20 protein-coding genes and 3 pseudogenes are annotated in these 19,143 nt (G+C 33.4%); 7 read left to right on the top strand and 16 right to left on the bottom strand.

The features are described 5' to 3' along the window. Positions 1 to 75: 75 nt before the first annotated feature. A complete protein-coding gene (locus ASU02_RS15555; protein ID WP_057765220.1) occupies positions 76 to 759 on the bottom strand; it encodes a M50 family metallopeptidase in 684 nt (227 codons plus the stop codon). Positions 760 to 976: 217 nt separating this feature from the next. Here ASU02_RS15555 and ASU02_RS15550 point away from each other — a divergent pair, with 217 nt between their 5' ends. Continuing rightward, a complete protein-coding gene (locus ASU02_RS15550; protein ID WP_057765218.1) occupies positions 977 to 1,987 on the top strand; it encodes an AI-2E family transporter in 1,011 nt (336 codons plus the stop codon). 307 nt (positions 1,988 to 2,294) lie between these two features. Here the strand turns inward: ASU02_RS15550 and ASU02_RS15545 are convergent, their stop codons facing one another. The 4 genes from ASU02_RS15545 to ASU02_RS15530 all read right to left on the bottom strand — a co-directional run bounded on the left by ASU02_RS15545 (position 2,295) and on the right by ASU02_RS15530 (position 4,574). Continuing rightward, entirely contained in the window at positions 2,295 to 2,540 is a 246-nt protein-coding gene (locus ASU02_RS15545; protein WP_057765216.1) for a hypothetical protein, read from the bottom strand. A gap of 210 nt (positions 2,541 to 2,750) precedes the next feature. Continuing rightward, entirely contained in the window at positions 2,751 to 3,068 is a 318-nt protein-coding gene (locus tag ASU02_RS15540; RefSeq protein ID WP_057765213.1) for a hypothetical protein, read from the bottom strand. Next, positions 3,053 to 4,075 carry an anti-sigma factor gene (locus tag ASU02_RS15535; RefSeq protein ID WP_057765211.1) on the bottom strand — a complete coding sequence of 341 codons (1,023 nt, stop codon included), beginning with the start codon at positions 4,073 to 4,075 and terminating at the stop codon, positions 3,053 to 3,055. The genes ASU02_RS15540 and ASU02_RS15535 overlap by 16 nt, the downstream gene beginning before the upstream one ends. Next, a complete protein-coding gene (locus ASU02_RS15530; protein ID WP_057765209.1) occupies positions 4,062 to 4,574 on the bottom strand; it encodes a sigma-70 family RNA polymerase sigma factor in 513 nt (170 codons plus the stop codon). Before ASU02_RS15530 ends, ASU02_RS15535 begins: the two co-directional genes overlap by 14 nt. 1,314 nt (positions 4,575 to 5,888) lie before the next feature. Here ASU02_RS15530 and ASU02_RS15520 point away from each other — a divergent pair. Both ASU02_RS15520 and ASU02_RS27305 read left to right on the top strand, forming a co-directional pair. Further along, the gene (locus ASU02_RS15520; protein ID WP_332307643.1) at positions 5,889 to 6,524 is read left to right on the top strand and encodes an NAD(P)-dependent alcohol dehydrogenase; all 636 of its coding nucleotides are present in this window, start codon (positions 5,889 to 5,891) and stop codon (positions 6,522 to 6,524) included. A 113-nt stretch (positions 6,525 to 6,637) separates the two neighbouring features. Next, positions 6,638 to 6,856 (top strand): annotated as a pseudogene (locus ASU02_RS27305) (zinc-binding dehydrogenase); the annotation flags it as partial. Between the two features lie 126 nt (positions 6,857 to 6,982). Here ASU02_RS27305 and ASU02_RS15515 read toward each other — a convergent pair. Next, positions 6,983 to 7,201: pseudogene (locus ASU02_RS15515) on the bottom strand (EamA family transporter); the annotation flags it as partial. On the opposite strand from ASU02_RS15515, the pseudogene ASU02_RS15510 reads away from it, so the two are divergent. Beyond that, a pseudogene (locus tag ASU02_RS15510) lies at positions 7,202 to 8,302 on the top strand (aminotransferase-like domain-containing protein); the annotation flags it as partial. It abuts the pseudogene before it with no gap. Between the two features lie 558 nt (positions 8,303 to 8,860). On the opposite strand, the gene ASU02_RS27000 reads toward ASU02_RS15510, so the two are convergent. The 6 genes from ASU02_RS27000 to ASU02_RS15480 form a co-directional block, all read right to left on the bottom strand. Beyond that, positions 8,861 to 9,052 (bottom strand): hypothetical protein, encoded by a 192-nt coding sequence (locus ASU02_RS27000; RefSeq protein ID WP_057765203.1) that lies wholly within the window; start codon positions 9,050 to 9,052, stop codon positions 8,861 to 8,863. A gap of 22 nt (positions 9,053 to 9,074) precedes the next feature. Then, on the bottom strand, positions 9,075 to 10,535 hold the full coding sequence (locus tag ASU02_RS15500; protein WP_057765201.1) for a DUF4153 domain-containing protein: 1,461 nt from the start codon (positions 10,533 to 10,535) through the stop codon (positions 9,075 to 9,077). Between the two features lie 71 nt (positions 10,536 to 10,606). Continuing rightward, entirely contained in the window at positions 10,607 to 11,245 is a 639-nt protein-coding gene (locus ASU02_RS15495; RefSeq protein WP_057765199.1) for an HAAS signaling domain-containing protein, read from the bottom strand. Continuing rightward, on the bottom strand, positions 11,226 to 11,573 hold the full coding sequence (locus ASU02_RS15490; RefSeq protein WP_057765197.1) for a PadR family transcriptional regulator: 348 nt from the start codon (positions 11,571 to 11,573) through the stop codon (positions 11,226 to 11,228). Before ASU02_RS15490 ends, ASU02_RS15495 begins: the two co-directional genes overlap by 20 nt. Before the next feature lie 98 nt (positions 11,574 to 11,671). Next, positions 11,672 to 12,748 carry an undecaprenyldiphospho-muramoylpentapeptide beta-N-acetylglucosaminyltransferase gene (locus tag ASU02_RS15485; RefSeq protein ID WP_057765195.1) on the bottom strand — a complete coding sequence of 359 codons (1,077 nt, stop codon included), beginning with the start codon at positions 12,746 to 12,748 and terminating at the stop codon, positions 11,672 to 11,674. 91 nt (positions 12,749 to 12,839) lie between these two features. Further along, positions 12,840 to 13,562: a nucleotidyltransferase domain-containing protein gene (locus ASU02_RS15480; protein ID WP_057765193.1), complete on the bottom strand. Its 723-nt coding sequence runs from the start codon at positions 13,560 to 13,562 to the stop codon at positions 12,840 to 12,842. 159 nt (positions 13,563 to 13,721) lie between these two features. On the opposite strand from ASU02_RS15480, the gene ASU02_RS15475 reads away from it, so the two are divergent. Then, positions 13,722 to 13,916, top strand: a complete 195-nt coding sequence (locus ASU02_RS15475) for a hypothetical protein (protein ID WP_057765191.1) — start codon at positions 13,722 to 13,724, stop codon at positions 13,914 to 13,916. Then, the gene (locus ASU02_RS15470; RefSeq protein ID WP_057765189.1) at positions 13,916 to 14,113 is read left to right on the top strand and encodes a YwbE family protein; all 198 of its coding nucleotides are present in this window, start codon (positions 13,916 to 13,918) and stop codon (positions 14,111 to 14,113) included. The genes ASU02_RS15475 and ASU02_RS15470 overlap by 1 nt, the downstream gene beginning before the upstream one ends. A gap of 252 nt (positions 14,114 to 14,365) precedes the next feature. On the opposite strand, the gene ASU02_RS15465 is transcribed toward ASU02_RS15470, so the two are convergent. Beyond that, positions 14,366 to 14,884 (bottom strand): GNAT family N-acetyltransferase, encoded by a 519-nt coding sequence (locus ASU02_RS15465; RefSeq protein ID WP_057765187.1) that lies wholly within the window; start codon positions 14,882 to 14,884, stop codon positions 14,366 to 14,368. A 356-nt stretch (positions 14,885 to 15,240) separates the two neighbouring features. Here ASU02_RS15465 and ASU02_RS15460 point away from each other — a divergent pair, with 356 nt between their 5' ends. Next, complete coding sequence (locus tag ASU02_RS15460) at positions 15,241 to 15,516, top strand: hypothetical protein (protein WP_057765185.1); 276 nt, start codon at positions 15,241 to 15,243, stop codon at positions 15,514 to 15,516. Positions 15,517 to 15,778: 262 nt separating this feature from the next. Here ASU02_RS15460 and ASU02_RS15455 read toward each other — a convergent pair whose 3' ends face one another. The 3 genes from ASU02_RS15455 to rsgA all read right to left on the bottom strand — a co-directional run bounded on the left by ASU02_RS15455 (position 15,779) and on the right by rsgA (position 19,086). Continuing rightward, complete coding sequence (locus tag ASU02_RS15455) at positions 15,779 to 16,177, bottom strand: VOC family protein (RefSeq protein ID WP_057765183.1); 399 nt, start codon at positions 16,175 to 16,177, stop codon at positions 15,779 to 15,781. A gap of 768 nt (positions 16,178 to 16,945) precedes the next feature. Then, positions 16,946 to 17,929 (bottom strand): phosphotransferase enzyme family protein, encoded by a 984-nt coding sequence (locus ASU02_RS15450; RefSeq protein ID WP_057765181.1) that lies wholly within the window; start codon positions 17,927 to 17,929, stop codon positions 16,946 to 16,948. A 32-nt stretch (positions 17,930 to 17,961) separates the two neighbouring features. Then, the gene (gene rsgA / locus ASU02_RS15445) at positions 17,962 to 19,086 is read right to left on the bottom strand and encodes a ribosome small subunit-dependent GTPase A (RefSeq protein WP_157684516.1); all 1,125 of its coding nucleotides are present in this window, start codon (positions 19,084 to 19,086) and stop codon (positions 17,962 to 17,964) included. Positions 19,087 to 19,143: the final 57 nt, after the last annotated feature.

Raw genomic sequence — 19,143 nt, 5'->3', positions numbered from 1 at the left:
AACTGGCTAATTTTCCTTTTAAGCATAAAAAAATAGGATGTATCACTTGATACATCCATGTCTAAACGCAAGAAACTATTTATTTATTCGATAGCCCCCAACCTTAAATCCAGCTATTGCAAATGCTATGGCTTGGCATATGAAGACTATTCCCCAAAACTGCGCAGGTATAATATGTGTTGCCTGTGCAAGTCCTGTTGCATCCCCAGCTGCATGCGGCTGTGTAAAACTTAGCAAAAATATAGTAAATGATGACGAAATAGATTCAACTAAGAGAATGCTTGCAATCATCAATAAGAAATGTTCGACGATAGCGGCTGTGCTCTTAAATAATAAAAAGATAAATGCTGCGCCAAATGTAATAAGCCAAAAAATGCCGTAGAAATTCCTAACCCAAAAGATTAGATTTAATCCAATCAATAATAAAAGGATGACGATTAACGGCTTGTACTGCCTTCTGCTAATAAACCAAAAGGAAAGGAAAGCCATAAAGGAAGAAAAAACATAACCTGCTCCCCCAGTAAAAAAACCGCCAAACCAAGAAGAATGACTAGTATATGTTACGCCTTCTGTATTCATAAACAGGGAGATTTCGTGTACCTTCCCTCCAAAAAGAGCAATGATTGCATGACCTGATTCATGAATGACCGTATTAACCACACGAAAATAGTTCCCAATGATTGGTACATTTGTAAGAATAATTGATATCGCTATAAATAATAAAAATTTCCAACTAATTAATTCTTTTATTTTCCCCATTCTATATCTCCTTTAGAAAATATGTAAATATTATACTGTTACGTTCCAAATTTAGGAAGGTTTCATCATTTTAATTAAATCATGGAATATACTTGAAGTGAATGTGAAAAAGTATCTGTTTTTTGATGAAATCATTATGCTTATCTTTAAAAATAGACTAAAATAGAAGTAAGAAGTGTAGCCATCTGCTACGACATATTGGAGGAATTTGACTTTAATGGAGACGATTCAAACTTTATTACAAAAAAGTGCGTTCAAAAGATTTATTATTTTCGGAATTTTATTATTCGTTCTATACTTGCTTAGAAGCATGATTAATTTAATTCTAATCACATTTATTTTTTCTTTTTTACTTAATCGATTAGTTAACCTGATTACTAGAAAGGTTAAATTGAATCGAAAAGTAACTGTGCTCATTGTATATTTGGCTATCATCGGGCTGTTAACGATTGGAATTAGCAAATACTTGCCGATCATTGTTGCTGAAATCTCCCAACTAGTCACACAGATTACCGTTTTCTATACACAGCAGCATGACAATATCATCATCAATTATGTCATGAGTTTTATAGAAACGAACCAAATCTCGAAATATTTGGAGCAGGGATTTACATTCCTTCTTAAGTACTTCAGCGGCGTAAGTAATATCGCCATTCAGGTCATGCTTTCTCTGATTCTAAGTTTATTCTTCTTATTAGAAAAGCCAAGATTAATCGAATTTACTTCAAAATTTAAAAATAGTAAAATTGCTCCTTTTTACAATGAGATTGAGTTTTTTGCCAAAAAATTTGTCCTGACGTTTGGTAAAGTTATTGAAGCACAATTTATTATTGCCATTGTAAATTGCGGTTTAACTACATTAGCATTATGGATTATGGACTTCCCTCAATTAATGGGATTATCGATTCTAATCTTTTTACTAGGGTTAATCCCTGTTGCAGGGGTTATTATTTCACTAATCCCGCTTTGTACAATTGCTTATACACTTGGTGGTTTCATTCAAGTAATCTATATCCTTATTGTAATCATGATTATTCATGCAATTGAGGCTTACATTCTTAATCCAAAATTAATGTCTGCTAAGACTGATTTACCTGTATTTTACACATTTATCGTGCTAATCTTCGGTGAACATTTCTTTGGAGTTTGGGGACTTATTGTTGGAATTCCTGTGTTTGTATTCCTTTTAGATGTATTAGAGGTTACGGATAAGAAGGTAAAAGTATAATTATAATGGCTGGTAATATTCATAAGAAGTTCAGATAATGTGGACAATTTTCATATTAAACAGTAAAGTTTTCATTAATAATAATTAGCAACTAATTTAAAACGAAGAAAAACACTTGGAAAAATTAATCCCAGCGTTTTTCTTCGTTTAATTTTTTGTTCCTCAATTATAAAGCCGAAATTGATTACTCTTTTGGTAGCCATCTATAATATAAAATCCCATCATTTTCTGTTTCAGCTAATATGATGATTGGTTTTATTCCTTCTTTTGTATTAACGGTACTATACAAAACAGTTCCTTTTGGTAATTAAGATGCAGAAAAATTCCGTAGAGAAAGATAAGACTTGGAAATTCTTTTAATTTCACCAATTCTTTCCCCTTTTTGGTACTTGTTTTTTTCTTTTTCAAACCAATCAAGTTGCGAAATATTAGAATAAATACGCCCCTCATATTTGATCATATCTTTTTCTATTTTTAGAAAACTACTATTAATGACAATTCCTATGACAAATAAAAAACAAATTGAAAGTGAAATTATAGTAACTTTCTTCATTCAAGAACCTCCTCCCAAAGCCCTTTTATCTATACTATACAGTTTAACGTAGTTAAAGACCTTATCGGTTAAACCCAATCTTTCTGCAGGGATAAATCAACAAATGTAAAAGACCAAATCCCAATGCGATTTGGTCTTAGAATTGGAATGTTATTACTCCTGTTTCTCCACAATAACTGAACTGCTAAATAAAATTCACCAGCCTTTTTATTATGGTTTTGGGTTAATGCTCCATGCCAGTCCAAACATCATAAATGTAAAAATAAATATGAAGAGGCATAAGAAAATTCCCCAGATTGAAAACAATCTCGACCTGTTTTGCGTAAAAAGCCCAATCGCCCCTAAAATCAAACCAGCTAAAGGCAGTTTAATTAGAAAAAAATCTGGGAACTCATCATAATCCATAATTAATGCTATATTTAATCCCGAAAGTGCAATAATTGCTATAATAAAGGAAAGAAGACCTGTGACAGTGGGAATGCTTTTTCTTTGATACAGCTTTTTTTTGCTTTTTACTTCCAATTCCATAGTTTAACTTCCCCTACCTTCATTGTTCGAATGGCTTCATTTTCTTGAAGTTTTCTTAATTCTGGGATTGGTCCTGTCACAACAGCCCCGTATACATGAATCCCATTTTTCTTTAAATAGGGGACTCTTTCTTCTAATGCAAGGGTCTTTGCACTTGCTATTTTTGCTGCATTCTCCTCATCTTTTCTCAGAAATTCAAGGATATCCATAAAAACATCTTCATTTGTTTGATCGCGTCCATTAAAGGGTGACCAAGTGGTATGATCAATTTGTAAAGGATACCCGATTGGAGCGACTGGATAGCCGTCTTTATCTGTTTGCTTCTTTTCAAGTCCAGTATCAACTGCGACCCACCGAACCTCTACATTTTTGCCAAGTTGTTTTTCTAATTCTCCTGCTTTCATTAATTTAGTTAGTGAAATATAAACTTCACCAACTGTCCCATCAGGCAGTTTTTTTAATAGATCCCATTCAACTTCAAGTCCAGGAGGTTTTACGGCATCCGGATGAAACATACGATAAGATTCCATACTAGATATCTTTGGCAAAGGTCGATCCAAAAGAATCTCCCTTTCTGGAAATGCAGGTTTGTCAAATGCATAGTTAATGAAATACTCTCCTGCTTTATAATCTTCTTTCCCAATTCTTTTGAAGATATCAAATTGAATGTCCATAGAGAAGAATTTAATATGTTCCTCCAATTCCATCTCCTCTAAACTGATGTTTGGCTCGGTTACATAGACGGTTTTTGTGGCAATATCAATTAAATGATTTGCCTTTCCTCCGATCGCATAGTATAGGTAAGAACTAAGTGTCATGACAGGAATGATTAATAGCAGTATCGCAAGACTTATCATAATCGTAGTGATTAATGCCATGTATTTTCCTTTTTTTATTATGAATCTTTGATTCTTTACATTAATGGTCTGACTATTTTCAAAATCTTGAATGGAATGATTAATATAGGATTGATAAATTTCTTTGTCCTCATGATTATTCTCTTTCATCTTGCCTCCTCCTCTCTTTAACCCTTTCAATTAATTTTTTTCGACCGCGTACAAGATGGCTTTTTAAAGTATTTAGGTTTATTTCTAATATTTCTGCAGATTCTTTTAGGGATAACTGATGTAAATCGCATAATAGAATCACGTGTGTTTCCGTTTCTTTTAAAGAATGGATATCTTCTATCAGCACTTGAAAACTCTCCTTCTCTAATATCCGATTTTCTGGATTTTTTTCATGATTGATTTGATTCTTGTTCAAACCTTCGATTTTGTCACTGATAATTAAACGATTATTCTTTCTGGAAGAATCAATAAATGCATGATAGGCTACTTTAAAAAGCCATGCCTTAATATTATTAATTTCATTATCTCCTAAATGGATATATGCACGGTAGAACGCCTCTTGTACTAGGTCTTCTGCTGTATAGTGATCCTTTGAAAGGGATAACAAATAGCGGTATAGATCCTTTACATATACCTCATATGCCTCATCTAAATCCAAAGCTGTGCCCCCTTTCAGCATATCCACGTTTCAGGATAACAAAAAGTTGCAGATTAGGAAGATTTTTTCTGAAATAATTTTTTCCTGTACGAAGGTAGCTTTATAGTATTGTGCTAGTGTTCACACTTTAGATGGTAAGGATTAGTTACTACCTTGTAATTATCTAACTTCAGGTTCCAGTCGCCCTTAGTGCTGACCTTTCATTCGGATTGGATGAAAGATCAGCACTAACTTCCCTCACTATTTGATAGTAGTCTAGCAGAATGGAATATCAGGGTTTAAACACCCATACCTATGCAAAAGCAAATAAAATTATATAGGGCTATGACTTGCTTAATAAAATGAGTTGATTATATTACAGTTAAAAATAATTAAACAATTGCACGAACTAGAAAACTGGGAAACGTTATGGGCAATCCATCTGCTGTCCCATTCTGATTGAAAACCTTAGCTAATTCAGATAAGTTCCTTTCCTTTAATATTTCATAAATGGGAGGATGTTGACCAAAACAGTGTAATTTTAAATCATCTATTGGAGAACTGATAAATTCCAAACTTTTTATTATTTCACTATGATGACATGTATAACTACTTTCTTTTAAGTCTGTGCTTAATTGTGTCTAAAATCCGAGTTCCTTTTGGGCATTAGTGAGATTAGGAAAAAGAAGAGGCAATTCTTTCCCCCATTCATCCCCAGGATGAAGACCGAGAATCTTCCCGCCATTTTTGATGACTTTTTTAAGGTGGGGATATGCAGAGGTTGGCCCGTTTATTCTCTAATCCAATTTTTATGAAATTTTCTGTAACATCAAAGCCCACAATCTCTTTTGCCAGCAAACTGCATTTAAGTGTGAAATCGCTGTGTCCGCAGCCAACATCTAATACCTTCTTATTGATTATCATTTTGGCTGCTTCTTTATCAAAAATTGATTCCCCTTTAGGCTGTTGTATTAAAGAATTCCAAGTATATTTGAAATGCCTTGAAGATTGCGAAGTTGCTTATACCATTCAAAAGAATGTGGCGGTATCCCCCCTGATAATGTGGATGGATCAATAAATTTCATTTTTAATTCCTTCTCACATTTCCAAACCTAAAAATTTTTTCACGATAATATAAACACTCTTCAACTAACTTCAGTTATCAATAAGATTGATAACAAAAATCAATCTATTCGAATATTAAAATCTATTCATTCTATATCCACACGTTCTTAAGGTGAAAATAAATCATATATTTCCCTTATTAGACTTTTGATACAGGTCTTTCATCGTTTAAATCTCTAAAAATTTAGTGGGAAATTTGGAGGGGGATTTATGAAAGCAGTCGTTAGTTACAAATACGGCTCACCTGACATACTCGAATTAAAAGAAGTAGGAAAACCGGTACCACTAGATAATCAAGTATTGATAAAAATTCATGCTTCTTCGTTAAACTTTGGTAACCTAGTTCTTTTAAAAGGTCAACCGTTTCTAGCTCGATTTGCCTTCGGACTAACAAAGCCTAAATACCCCATGCCTGGAGGTGACATTGCCGGACAGATTGAAGAAGTAGGAAAAGATGTTAAGCAGTTTCACACTGGTGACGAAGTGTTTGGTGATTTATCTATTTGCGGGTGGGGCGGTTTAGCCGAATACGTAGCTGTTCCCGAACATGCATTAGCCCTTAAACCGCACAATATCCCCTTTGAGGAAGCAGCTGCTTCGCCAATGGCTGGAGTTACTGCCTTACAAGGATTAAGGGACAAAGGTAAGCTCAAAACAGGACAAAAGGTATTAATTCACGGGGCATCTGGTGGTGTTGGTACATTCGCTGTCCAATTGGCTAAGACAATGTGGGCTGATGTAACAGGAGTTTGCAGTACTAGGAATATAGAAATATTAAAAGCAATAGGTGCAGATCATGTTATTGACTATACAAAGGAGGATTTCACTCTAAAAAAAGAGTATTAAGATTTAATTCTTGGGGTGAATGGGTTTCATCCCCTTTCAGCGTATAACCAGCATTAAAACCAAATGGAAGATTTGTTTACGTATGGAGATCTGAAGAACAATTATTTCAAACTTTAATTTTTGGCCCTTTTATTTCAATGACAGGTAAAAAAGAAATGAGTAACCTGCTGCAAAGAGCAAACCAAAAAGATCTAATCAACTTGAAAGAACTGCTTGAGGATGAAAAAATAAAACCAGTAATTGATAGACGGTATAAAATAAGCGAAGTACAAGAAGCATTCAGGTATTTTGCTGAAGGTCATGCACTAGGAAAAGTTATTATTACTGTTTAATTTTTGATTAATTAAAGAATTTTCAAATGAAAGGCTGCGAATTGTGAGAACGCACTATTTAATGAATTTAATATGTGCGTTCAAATCAATCAGCTTAACAAAGATGACCTTGAATGTTATGAGCAATTAACTCTTCCCAGATAGACCCTTTTTTACCACGGATGTATTTTTGCCTATAATAACAGAAAAAACAACAATCATTGCAATTACAATCGTGAAGAATGTGACCGTTTCATCGAGAAAAACTGCTGCAAATAAAATCATTAAAAATGGCTGTAGGTATTGAATTTGACTAACTTTTGCAATTCCTCCCATTGCCATTCCACTATACCATGCTACATATGCATACCTTATATTGATTTTCAACATTGTATGAATCAAGCAATTGATATATATAAAGAAGAGCTTTTTACATATTCTGATCAACAAGGGCTTTACTCATTACGAGTACAGATAGTGAAATATCTGCAAAATTTGCAAGTATTCACCCAGCCCGAAAGAGTAGTGGTGGTTTCTGGATCACAGCAAGCTCTTAATTTATTAGCTTCTATGCCGTTTCCAAATGGAAAAAACAATATTCTCATTGAGCAGCCTACTTATTTTGGTTTCATCGAGACTATCAATCTGCAACAAGCTACTGCTTTTGGTATTGAATTATCGGAAGAAGGGATTGATTTTGATCGATTGGAATACATTTTTCGAAACAATGATATAAAATTTTTCTATATTATTCCGAGATTTCACAACCCACTTGGACATTGTTATACCAATAAGGAAAAGAAAAAAATTGTTGAATTAGCTGAAAGATATTATGTTTATATAGTGGAAGATGATTTTTTAGGAGACCTTGATCCAAATGGAAAATCAGATCCCTTATTTTCTTTTGATCCTTCTGGAAGAGTGATTTATGTAAAAAGCTTTTCGAAAGTTTTTCTCCCAGGGTTAAGGGTTGCTGCTGTCATTCTCCCAACATTAATGATTAGGAATTTTTTACGATATAAATTCAGTGCGGATTTTAATAGTTCAGCAATTTCTCAAGGTACGCTTGAAATCTATTTGAAAAGTGGGATGTTTACTAGCCATCTCAAAAAAATTAAAAAGGTTTACCGTAGTAAAATGCAAATCCTCAAAGAAGCCTGTGTATTATTACTTCCAGAAGATACACAATTTTCTAAACCGACTTCAGGTTTCTATCTATCCATCCGTTTGCCCGAAAATATTTTAGCAAAACAGGTAGTTCATTTGTTAAACGAGCAGCGTATTTTTGTTGATGATGCCTCCAGAATGTATTTGCCAGAATATAAAATGGATAATCTCCTTCGATTAAGCATCTCTCAAGTGAAGGAGAGTCAGATTAAACCAGGGGTAGAAAGTATAGCTCATGTTATTTCTTTAATCAGCAGGAGAAATAATCATCATATCAAAAATAACCTTTTACACTTTTAACATTCGGATTAGACGACTAATTCATCTTCAAATTTAATTACGATGTTATTTTAATTCTTGAAGAATTCGTTAAAAGGCAACAGGTGCAATAAGAAAAGGAATCACCACACTGAGAAGAACAAATCCTGCATTGCTTACATTTTGTGAATTACGAATGGTATAATTCAGGATACTTGTTATGAATGTACAGTTATACTTTGAAGCTTATGTAGATAATTCCAAGATAGCCTTGCTCATGTCAATATAACTAAAAATTTAGGAGCTTGAAACAATACACGGGTGATCGGAATTGCTGTCTTATAATTCCCTTTTAAAAGCTTCAAGCTCTGGATACATATCGCACGTGCTATGACAGCCAACAAGCACCTAAATAGAATGGTCATTCCATTTATAAAAATCATTAACCTAAATATATTTTAGGACTGACAAACTCCACGATCTAAGGCATTGAGTTTGAAATCCATTCAATCATTATTGTAAGAACACATAAAATGATCGTCATTAAAGTTGAACCAAATAAAATTATAATAAGGAACCCTTCATTTTTTTTGGTACAGTTCAGTTCAAATAGACAAAATAAATGATCATTCCTAATAGAATAGGACCACCCCAACTAATTAGACCTAAATCTGTAGGTGGATTTTGCCAATCAAAAATCCAAAAAGATAGAATAGTAAAATGAACAGCGATCAGAGGTATCGAGACAATTGCTAATCGTTTATTTAACACGATATTCCCCATTGCAAACACTTCATTTCATCCATGTTAGTGATTAGTTTAGTTCCAATTTCCCTAGTCTTTTATAAGCCTTATCTCTCATTAAGTTATGTGATTGCCATGTATCAGGATTTAAATACTCTCTTTCTTCTTTCCGCTGTTTTAATAATGCTTCTAATCCTGGTACATCAGGATTCTTTTCATATAGTTCAATCAATCCAAGAATTCCAGTTGATGAGAAGCTATTTAAATAGTGGATATCAATTTTCCCTGTTGTCTCGTAACGCTCGATATTACGGTCAACTACTATTTGATCAAAATTGATGACATTCATTCCGGCGAAGTAGATTAGGGATGTAATGAAATAAAAATGAAACAATGATAGCCTATCTAGCCAAATTTTCAATAGTGTGTATGCAAAGATGACCATAAGAAAAATCATGAATGAAGTTACAAGAACTCTTGTAAAGGTGAACCCATAGGCATCCTCATACATCGACATCCTCATAAAAGCTGATATCAGGAGAACACCGCTTGATAAAACTAACAGCGATAAGGCAAAACGAATCGTTGTCTTCAATTTTCCTAGAACACTCTTTGTAAAATTAATTACTCCCATTGTAACGGTCAGGTTTATTAGCGTAACAAATAACAATTCAAAAAAACCTCTACGGGCATACTCTGCATAGGTGAACCCATCACCAAGTGTTCCGCTAAAGAAATATTTAAATTGAACGACAACAAATAAGAGATACACTAAATCTAACAGTAATAGAACAGTCAAGGTTACGACTCCATCCATTTGAGGAAGCTTATAAGTATCTTCCTTCTGCACAATCTGTACCTTTTTTTGTAAAAGAACTTGCATGAACCCAAAAAATCCCAATGTGTAAATTAGAATGATAATAATACGAAAGAAATATTCTGTCTGAAAGTTAAATAAATTAGGTATGTTACTTAAAAGCCTCTCAAATTGTGCATCAGCAGACATTAGCAGATTAAGAACAACAAAAAGAAAAGGAACCGCTATAGCTACACCAATAAGAACTTTTTTCAAAACATTATTATGTTTAGAATTGTTGCCACGGTTTATCTTTTTTGCAATATGCCTAATGAATATGCCAGCATAGCGTACTCCATGTGCAAGCTTTAAAGTAGTATAAAGAATGAAAAACAGCTTATTCCATTCCATTTTTTTAGGAGAAGTTATTAAGGCTAGATGAAAGATAACAAGTGATGGAATAACAAGTATATTTAAAGCATAAAAAAGAATTGTATCATTCATGTAGTAGCCTGCAGCTAAAAGCCAAATTGAAATTAAGATAAGGTATCCCACTCGCTGATGCGAAAATGAAAATGAACGAAACCGCCAGTAGAATATTGTGTAGAAAACGGCAATGAATATAAAATAGGAAATGCCTATTTCATCTCTAAAAAAAGCTTCTTCTGCAATTACCCCCGCAATTAAGCATAAAAGAAAAAACAGCCAGTCCCTCTTTTCTATTTTCAATTCCATGTTTAAAACCTCCAAACGAATATAGTTTTTCTATATATATAGAATTTCTATGTATATGAATAAAAAAAAGCCTACACAGAAGCTTTTTTCCCCCAACGGTAACTTATAAGGCAAATGGGGTATAAAAGAATCGTGAAAATGATACAAATACCGATAAAGGATTCTGTCAGCAAAGGACTAAACCATTCATGTGGGATGATTTTAAAAACCGTTAATATCATTAATAATATATTGGGAAGTAAAGCGATTAAAAAGGTTCCTTTCATTAGCTTTCTTCCTTTATGTCCAAATCCTCTGCCAATTTCATAGCCTAGCAGCGCCCAAAAAAATGAGTATATTAGTGCAATTACGATAGGAAATGATGTCAATTGATTCCATACTTTCGTAAGCCATCCCCAATCAAGGAGATTATGCGCGATAGTAAGAATTGCACCTCCCACAAACAAACATATATTTACTGCTACGAACAGCCACTTCATTTTACTAGGAGTCACGGAAAGCTCTTCTTTCCACATGTCAGCTATCTCTTTGGGTGTTCCAAATCTTGAATACACTTGATCGCGAATCTCTGATTCGTCTTCAAGTGTATAAAGCGTAACTAAAAGCTCATCCAGATGTGCATCATAATCATTCAAAATTGATTCTTTATCTGGATGAGAAATAAGGCTTTGTGCTAACTCTGCTAAAAATTCATTCTTTAGCCGTTCCATATTTTTTTCTCCCAATCAGCTTGTTCATTACTGATACAAATTCGTTCCATTCACGGGTTTTTTCGAGCAGCATTTCCTTGCCAGCTTCGGTTATACGATAATACTTCCTTGCTGGCCCCTTCTTCTGTTCCTGCCAATAACATTCAATATATTCTTGTTTTTCAAGTTTATGAAGTGCAGGATAAAGCGTTCCTTCTTTAACAGAAAATTCATTTTCGCTTCGTTTCTCTAGTTCTTTTACAAGTTCATAGCCATACATGTCCCTCTCCTCTAATAATTGCAGAAGCAAGAGCGATGTACTCCCTTTAACCAATTCACGATTAAACACAATAATCACCTACCTAGTTTTTTTAGGTATATAGAGATTCTATACCCTAACGTTATAAATGTAAAGGTAATTTTTGTACACTGCAAATTTTAGTTTTCTCACAATCTATTAGTACTTGAAGTAAAATAATTGATTTCATTTACAAGAGTTTTCAAAGCATCCCTTTGTATGGAATCTTTCATATTTTTATCATATATACTTTTATTTTTGTTTAAGGAATCTAAAGTTTTGATTAATGATTTTTGATTTAAATATTCTTCTTCTATAGTAATAGAGTAGCCTTTCTCCTCGAATGCTTTAGCATTTAATATTTGATCTCCCCTACTTTGATGCAAGCCTAGAGGGATAATTATCATAGGGATATGCAACGCTAAAAATTCAAATATGGCATTTGAGCCACCCCTTGTAATGACTAAATCTGTTGCAGCTAATATATCTGGCAGTTCATCATGAACATATTCAAATTGTCTATATCTAGTATTCATTATAAGAGTCTCATCTATGTGATCCCTTCCGCATATATGGACGATTTGATAATTAGCTGTTAGCCTATCAATAGATGCTCGGACTGCCTCATTTATTTTTTTTGCTCCTAAGCTTCCGCCCATAATCGTTAATATCGGTAGACGACTGCTGAAACCAAGAAATTGCCTTCCTTTATCAGCCGTCCCGTTGAACAATTCTTTTCTAACCGGAGATCCGATGACGAAGGTTTTATGCTCAGGAAAATATCTCTTTGTCTCATCAAAAGAGGTAAATATTTTTGTCGCAAATCTTTGAGAGATTTTATTAGCCAATCCAGGAGACATGTCACTTTCATGAATATAAATAGGTATTCTTAGACTTTTTGCAGCTAAAATGACAGGTACAGAAACGAATCCGCCTTTAGAAAAAACTAAGTCTGGTTTTAGTTTTTTTAAGAGGGATCTTGCTTCAATGCACCCCTTAATAACCTTAAAAATATCAATCAAGTTTTCTTTATCTGCATATCTTCTTAACTTGCCGCTGTGAATTTCATAGTAAGGAATACTTATTCGTTGTATTAACTCTTTTTCTATCCCTTTTTTTGAACCGATATAATGGATGTCCCAATCCTTATTCAATTCCTTGATTATGGCCATGTTTGGTGTTACATGACCAGCCGACCCGCCACCGGTAAATACGATTGTTTTCACTAGTTAACCTCCTTATTCATCATTGATTTAGGAACAATCTTTATAGTAAGACTATAACTTTAAACTAACATATACTTTTTATTAAAATTAGTCATTCTCTTTTCCCCAATGAAAACCCATCAAATAGCCTTCCGCCAAAAGGCTGCAAAATAGAATCAACTAATTGAATAACTTGACTTTTTTCTCCGCTTTTATAATAAGTATCAAATGTTTCTACAAATTTTTTTGCGAACACTTCATCATAATTTCTTAATGAACGTACGAGCCATTTTGAAGTACCAATCCATTGTTTATTTGTTCTTAAAATAAACTCACAAGTCAATTCTGCAAGTGTATTTGCAATAAAAAGTTCCTCCGCCCGATTCGAACAGCCAATAAAATCATCCAATGCATCCGTTATAAAATAACGCTTTGTCGTCATTGTTTCATCTGACCATTTTTCTGGTCCATTATCTAATAAGTTCTTCGCTTCTGTTTTTATAGAATCTACTATTCCCTCATCTTTTAGGATCATTCCTTCAAAAACCATCCTGGGTAAAGAGGGTCTGGCTCTTTTCCTATCACTTTCAAAAAAATATTTATATGTGGTTAGGTTATGTACAAAAACCTCTATCGCCCATCCTTGGTCTATCAACGACTCCCTATAAGACGAATTAATAGTATTATCGAATATGATAATATCAAGGTCCGATGTTTCTGTTGCTTCTCCACGAACTACACTCCCAGCTAATAATGCGCCATGGCAATCAGAAAAGTGTTTGCTGATAAAATGAATTGCAGCTTCAATAGGATTTAATTTATTCTGTGTACTCATGCTTTTCACCTCTGGATAATAAAATAATTATATCTGTTTTCCTGGAAAGAATGATTAAATAATTCATTAAAGAGATCATTCATCCATTCTTTGTACTTTCATAAATTTCATAAATAGATTATACTTCTAACTAACATATTCCAAATGGAGGAATTTTAGATGACAGAAAACAATCAATCAGATGCTCAAAAAAAGAAAGTAAGCTTGCAAGAGGCAATGAAAAAACAGCTTGAAAACAAAAAGAACCAAAACACTTCTGGTAAAGGTAAATCAAATGTTGACCTTTCTGCAAAGAAAATGAAAAGTCAGCAAACAAAGAAACCAAGCAATACCCGCAGAAAAATGGGCAGCTAATGAATGGAACAAATCGTAAAGACATTTCACCAGGAATTACTGTAGATATTGTATTGAAGGCAGATCAAAGAACTGGAAAACTTACAAGAGGAGTCGTTAAAGATATCCTCACCAATTCAGGTACACATCCACATGGAATTAAAGTTCGATTAACAGATGGGCAAATTGGAAGAGTCCAGTTCATTCATTCTAATTAAGAAGGCAAAAAGCATTCGAGGTTCATACCAAGAATGCTTTTTATTTTTTTCTTAGGAATATTGTTTTTTTACCGCTCATTCCGATATTAGTTCCTTTAAACAATCTCTAACTGAAAAAATAGAAATAACTTAATTAGATGCTAATTTAAATATTAGTGGGCTGATATAACTTTCCTACAGGTAAAGACGAATGAAGCTCTTTCTTTTACTCTAGTTTACTATCAAGGTATTTCCAATCAAAATCATCATCACTTAGAAGTTCTTTTGAAACATAGAATGTCCATCAACAGTACCTACATTTTCAAAACCATTACTGCGATAAAATTCATTTAATTTACTATTACTCCCTACGCAATCTAATCTGATTGTATTTTTCCCTTCTTTTTTAAGATAAGTTTCCAACCAGAGCAATACTTCCTTTCCTAGACCGGAACCAATTTTAGAACGGGTTATAGCTAATCTGTGAAGGTATACAGCTTCATTATTTAAATTTCCCCAGATATATTTGTCCCATGAGCTTTGTGACTGATACAGCGTAAACGTAGCCACAATCTCTCCATCTCTTTTAACAATAAAAGTCTCTTTATTATTTATTGCTTGTCTTACTTCATCATCTTCTCCTCCACCTGCCAGAAATCCCCATTGATCAATCCCCTTTTCTTTCAGCCATTTTGCAACTTCTTTTAAAAGTCCTAGTATATGGTCTGCTTCTTTACTCGTAGCTACAGACACTTCATAATCCCTCAACATAGATAGTAAGTTATTTGGCATTCTACATCCCCCGTTTTATTCATTTCTCATTCTGATAACCCAAAATTTGTAATTTTACTAATTTAATACGACTTTAAACTGCAATCTCCTGCTTTTTAAATAAAAAGTGCCAATATGACAAAGTTTATTTCAACAATCATCTGCTCCAATTATTGATAAAAACATTCAGAAAAGACAAGGGATTTTCAAATTAACTTTATGATGAAAAATCAATATTATTTCTTTCACTATAATCTTCTATGTTTAGAACACCCTATTAGGAACTAGAAATCTCCTAAAAAAGTTGTATAGAAAGGTTGTTGTTTGAAACATCTATACTAGTGCTAGCGTCAAAATAAATATGGGGGTGGAAATTTTTGAAAAGAATAGTGTTTTCATTTTCTCTATCGTTAATTTTAGTAATGAGTAGTTGTAATAATTACTCAGAGCCGAAAATCTCTGAAGAAGAAGCAGAATCAATCGTATTAAAAGAACACACTAAAAACATTGGTAAAGTTGAAGTAATATCAGTTAGGCATAAGGGAAATGAATATATTGTTAAATGGGAAAATAAAGAAAACTGCGAGAATGGAACTGACTTCATAGATGACCAAGATGGGACGATAACTAAAGGTGAAACAACTATTTGTTAGTTTTTTTCATTGCTTGAAATCGACCTCTTATTTTTAAGTTCTTTTACTAAGCAATTCTCAACATCTTGAAGAGTACCGTTTGATTTAATGCGCTCAAATATGAAATTTTTCAACTCGATTTTATATTTCAATGTTTGTTTTTATAAAATACTTTTTCAAAAAGAAAAAAAATATCTGTAGGTTATTTCAACAATAATTCCTATAAAAACACGACAAATAATAAAGCACGGAAGATTTGTCCGTGCTTTTCCAAATATGTATTTTATTTCGGGAGATTTAGCTGCCAAGAGACACCAAACCGATCATTTAGCCAGCCAAACTTCTTACTGAAACCATAGTCACCTAATGGCATTAATGCTTGCCCATCTATGATGAGTTTTCCATAAAGATCGTCAAGCTCCTCCTCAGTGTCACAAGTAACAAAAATTGAGAACGAAGGAGTAAAAGAAAACTGATGCTTCACATTGCTGTCAATGCACATAAATTCTTGCCCCTTTAAGGAAAAAGTAGCCTGCATTACTGTTCCTTCATTCCCTGTTTCATTCTTTCCATAGCGAACAACACTTGTAATTTCTGAGTCTTCAATGATTGATACGTAATGATTCATCGCTTCTTCTGCCTTGCCATCTTGGAACATTAAAAATGGTGTGACCTTTTCCATATAATCGACTCCTTTAATTTAACTATTAGTAGAACCAAACAACCTCTCTTTGGATTGTGTAAGCAGTGGAAATACTAGATACGTTCAGAATATTTTAGTCCATTTATAACCCATAACCTTAACTATACTAAATGAATATAGGCTAATCAATTTTTCAAATATACTAGCCATTTAATCCTTTCCATTTGAAACAGCTGAATCCCTTCTTTACCCCTTCCTTCTCCTCTTTTTATATTTTTTTAAGAATGTTTAGATAGGACGTTCAACCTTTGTTAAGAACAACTTATATTTAATAAGTTTGAAACTACAATATTCACTTATCTTGTACATAAAAAAGACGCGTTCTTAAATAAACGCGCCCATTTATGGAATATACTTATTTCGAAAAAGTTACCATGAAAATGTTAAACAAAAGGGAAAGGGTTGTAAAAATGAAGTGTAAAATTTTCCCATTCCTGGTATTCTGAGGACTGATGAATTCTAATTATGTGATCATCCATACTTTCTCAGTGCCCCAATACTTCACAAACTTGCAGTTATATGAGATCTAGCCTTTCATAGAAGAATTGATAGGTGATGCCTTAGCGAAAAGCATTTTCAAATTCATACTCCTTTCCCTTGTTTACCTGTAACATTGCTCTTTCAAGAATCAATGTTGAATCTCCCGATTTATTTGTTCGCTAACTGAACCGATTCAGATAGAACGCAAATCTTATTCCGGATTTGCGTCCTATTTTTGAAAAAAACCTTTTATGCAAACTTCAAAATTTAAATATTCATACCAAACCAAGAAGATTCTTCTTTCATACCCTTTATTAATTCCGCTCTCAAACTTACTAGCCATTCTGGTTCATTTTCCCACTTTTCCTCAATCGATCTTAATACTCGAACATAACCATATAAATTGGCAAAACGTCTGCAAGCTGGTATTAAGGACAGCATATCTTCTGGAACTCCATATTCTGTACGATACCCGTCCATGAAACATTGCTTTTTTTGCTGAAACAATTCAATCGGAATACAATCTTGCATACTGTCTAGTGCTTGCACAATATCCATTACGTACCAGTGATACATTGCATCATCAAAGTCAATCACATTACAAGAGTTAGACGCTTCATCGTAGAATACATTATCATATTCAAAATCATAATGAATCAGCCCAAAATTGGCTTTTGTAATAGGAATAGAGTGAAAATAGTCTTGCAGTAATTTTGTTTCCATTAAAGCTGATGTTTCATCTGGTAAATCAACTAGAGTATGATGAATCCAATTTAACACGTCACTGTATGACCATCGTTTGCTTTTAATTGGCTGATACTCACTTGATAACTGATGAAGTTTACCTAATGCTTTTCCATAATTGAAAAGGATGATATCACTTAACTCGGTCTTGTTAAGCTGTACGCCTGCTACACGTTTAAATACAGAAGCAAGATAATCGCCCCAAGGGGTTTGTGCTTCAATAAGTTCCTCCCCATTTTTTGATAGAGCAGTTTCTAAAACCCCATACTGTTTCGAACGCAGATATGAAATAAATTCAAGTTCTGCTAAAATATTATCCTGGCATTTCTCTGATTTTGGGGAATATCTTAGCATGTGTATCTTGTTTCGTGATTGAAACGGATAAATAGCATTTGAAGATATCCTATAATATTTAAACATATCAATAGATTCTTTATCATATTCCCAGTTTCCTAATAACATTTCTGCTAAATCCGCATTATCAAAAAGATATTTTAATTTCAACATAAACAGACAACTCCTTATTTATCTAATTTGCATTATTTTTTGTTTAATTTTTTCTCAAAATCTCTTCTTTTTGTACGCAATCTTTGTAATTCAAATAACTGTTTTTGATAGCTTTCAAAGCGACTTCTGCTTAATAGATTATCCTCTATTGCTTTTTGAATTGCGCAGCCGGGTTCTTTTTGATGGTGACAATTATTGAACTTGCAATGATAGATTAATTGTTTAATATCCTCAAAGCTTTGATCAAGAATTTCTTCATCTCCCCAAAGTTGCAGTTCTCTTACACCTGGAGTATCTATGATCATTCCGTTTGAATGATGAAGAATAAGTTCCACACTCGTTGTTGTGTGTCTCCCTTTTCCAGTTGACTTACTAATGGATTGCTTCTTTTGTTTTTCATCCCCTAACAAATAATTAGTTATCGTTGATTTTCCAACACCCGATGAACCTAAGAACACAACAGTCTTTCCGGGGAGTAAATAATTTGAAAATACATCCATGTTCATTCCTTTTTCAGCACTTATAGGATGGACAGGTACCATACCAGCAATGTCTTTCACTTGTTTTATATAATCATCCAATGAAAAACATAGGTCTAGTTTATTTAAGATGATGACTGGATTTATATTGCTGTGATAAACCAAAGTTAAATATCTTTCAATTCTCCGAATTTCAAAATTATTATCTAAACCAATTACTATAAATGCAGTATTAATGTTAGAGGCTATAATTTGCTCCTCTGTTTTTCCACCAATCACCACACCTTCTTTTAGTTTTCTTCCTCCAGATATAGGGGACTTTCTGACAAACGCATTTTCTCTTGGCAAGACTGCATGGATTAATAAATGACTACTTTGTTTTTTCATTTCCAAAGCTACCCAATCACCAACTGTGGGGAAATCTTTGTTAGTTTGGGTATTATATCGGAATTTCCCAGTTATCTTGGCTAGAGCTAGCTTCTCTTCGCAAATGATTACATAATTATTATTTTTTCGTGAAATAACTCTTCCAGGGTGAAGGCCCTTTTCTTGATACAGAAAAAATGTTTCTTTGAAAAAATCGTTCCAACCAAGTGTTTGTAAATCCATTTGATTACCTCCAGTTATAATGTTGAAAATAACAACTGGAATTAAATATTTGTTATATAAATCAAACAAAAAAACCACAGAGTTATATGAAATAACCCTGTGGCTCAAACTGTTTAATCCATAACA

Origin of the sequence: Cytobacillus praedii (genome assembly GCF_001439605.1) — a bacterium.
Classification (GTDB): domain Bacteria; phylum Bacillota; class Bacilli; order Bacillales; family Cytobacillaceae; genus Cytobacillus; species Cytobacillus praedii.
Note: the sequence above shows the minus strand (reverse complement) of the source record. Positions and strands in the feature narration are given on the sequence as shown.

Coding starts and splice junctions, on each gene's coding strand:
- ASU02_RS15555 (WP_057765220.1), bottom strand. CDS start 759: ATGGGGAAAATAAAAGAATTAATTAGTTGGAAATTTTTATTATTTATA.
- ASU02_RS15550 (WP_057765218.1), top strand. CDS start 977: ATGGAGACGATTCAAACTTTATTACAAAAAAGTGCGTTCAAAAGATTT.
- ASU02_RS15545 (WP_057765216.1), bottom strand. CDS start 2,540: ATGAAGAAAGTTACTATAATTTCACTTTCAATTTGTTTTTTATTTGTC.
- ASU02_RS15540 (WP_057765213.1), bottom strand. CDS start 3,068: ATGGAATTGGAAGTAAAAAGCAAAAAAAAGCTGTATCAAAGAAAAAGC.
- ASU02_RS15535 (WP_057765211.1), bottom strand. CDS start 4,075: ATGAAAGAGAATAATCATGAGGACAAAGAAATTTATCAATCCTATATT.
- ASU02_RS15520 (WP_332307643.1), top strand. CDS start 5,889: ATGAAAGCAGTCGTTAGTTACAAATACGGCTCACCTGACATACTCGAA.
- ASU02_RS15500 (WP_057765201.1), bottom strand. CDS start 10,535: ATGGAATTGAAAATAGAAAAGAGGGACTGGCTGTTTTTTCTTTTATGC.
- ASU02_RS15495 (WP_057765199.1), bottom strand. CDS start 11,245: ATGGAACGGCTAAAGAATGAATTTTTAGCAGAGTTAGCACAAAGCCTT.
- ASU02_RS15480 (WP_057765193.1), bottom strand. CDS start 13,562: ATGAGTACACAGAATAAATTAAATCCTATTGAAGCTGCAATTCATTTT.
- ASU02_RS15475 (WP_057765191.1), top strand. CDS start 13,722: ATGACAGAAAACAATCAATCAGATGCTCAAAAAAAGAAAGTAAGCTTG.
- ASU02_RS15470 (WP_057765189.1), top strand. CDS start 13,916: ATGAATGGAACAAATCGTAAAGACATTTCACCAGGAATTACTGTAGAT.
- ASU02_RS15465 (WP_057765187.1), bottom strand. CDS start 14,884: ATGCCAAATAACTTACTATCTATGTTGAGGGATTATGAAGTGTCTGTA.
- ASU02_RS15455 (WP_057765183.1), bottom strand. CDS start 16,177: ATGGAAAAGGTCACACCATTTTTAATGTTCCAAGATGGCAAGGCAGAA.
- ASU02_RS15450 (WP_057765181.1), bottom strand. CDS start 17,929: ATGTTGAAATTAAAATATCTTTTTGATAATGCGGATTTAGCAGAAATG.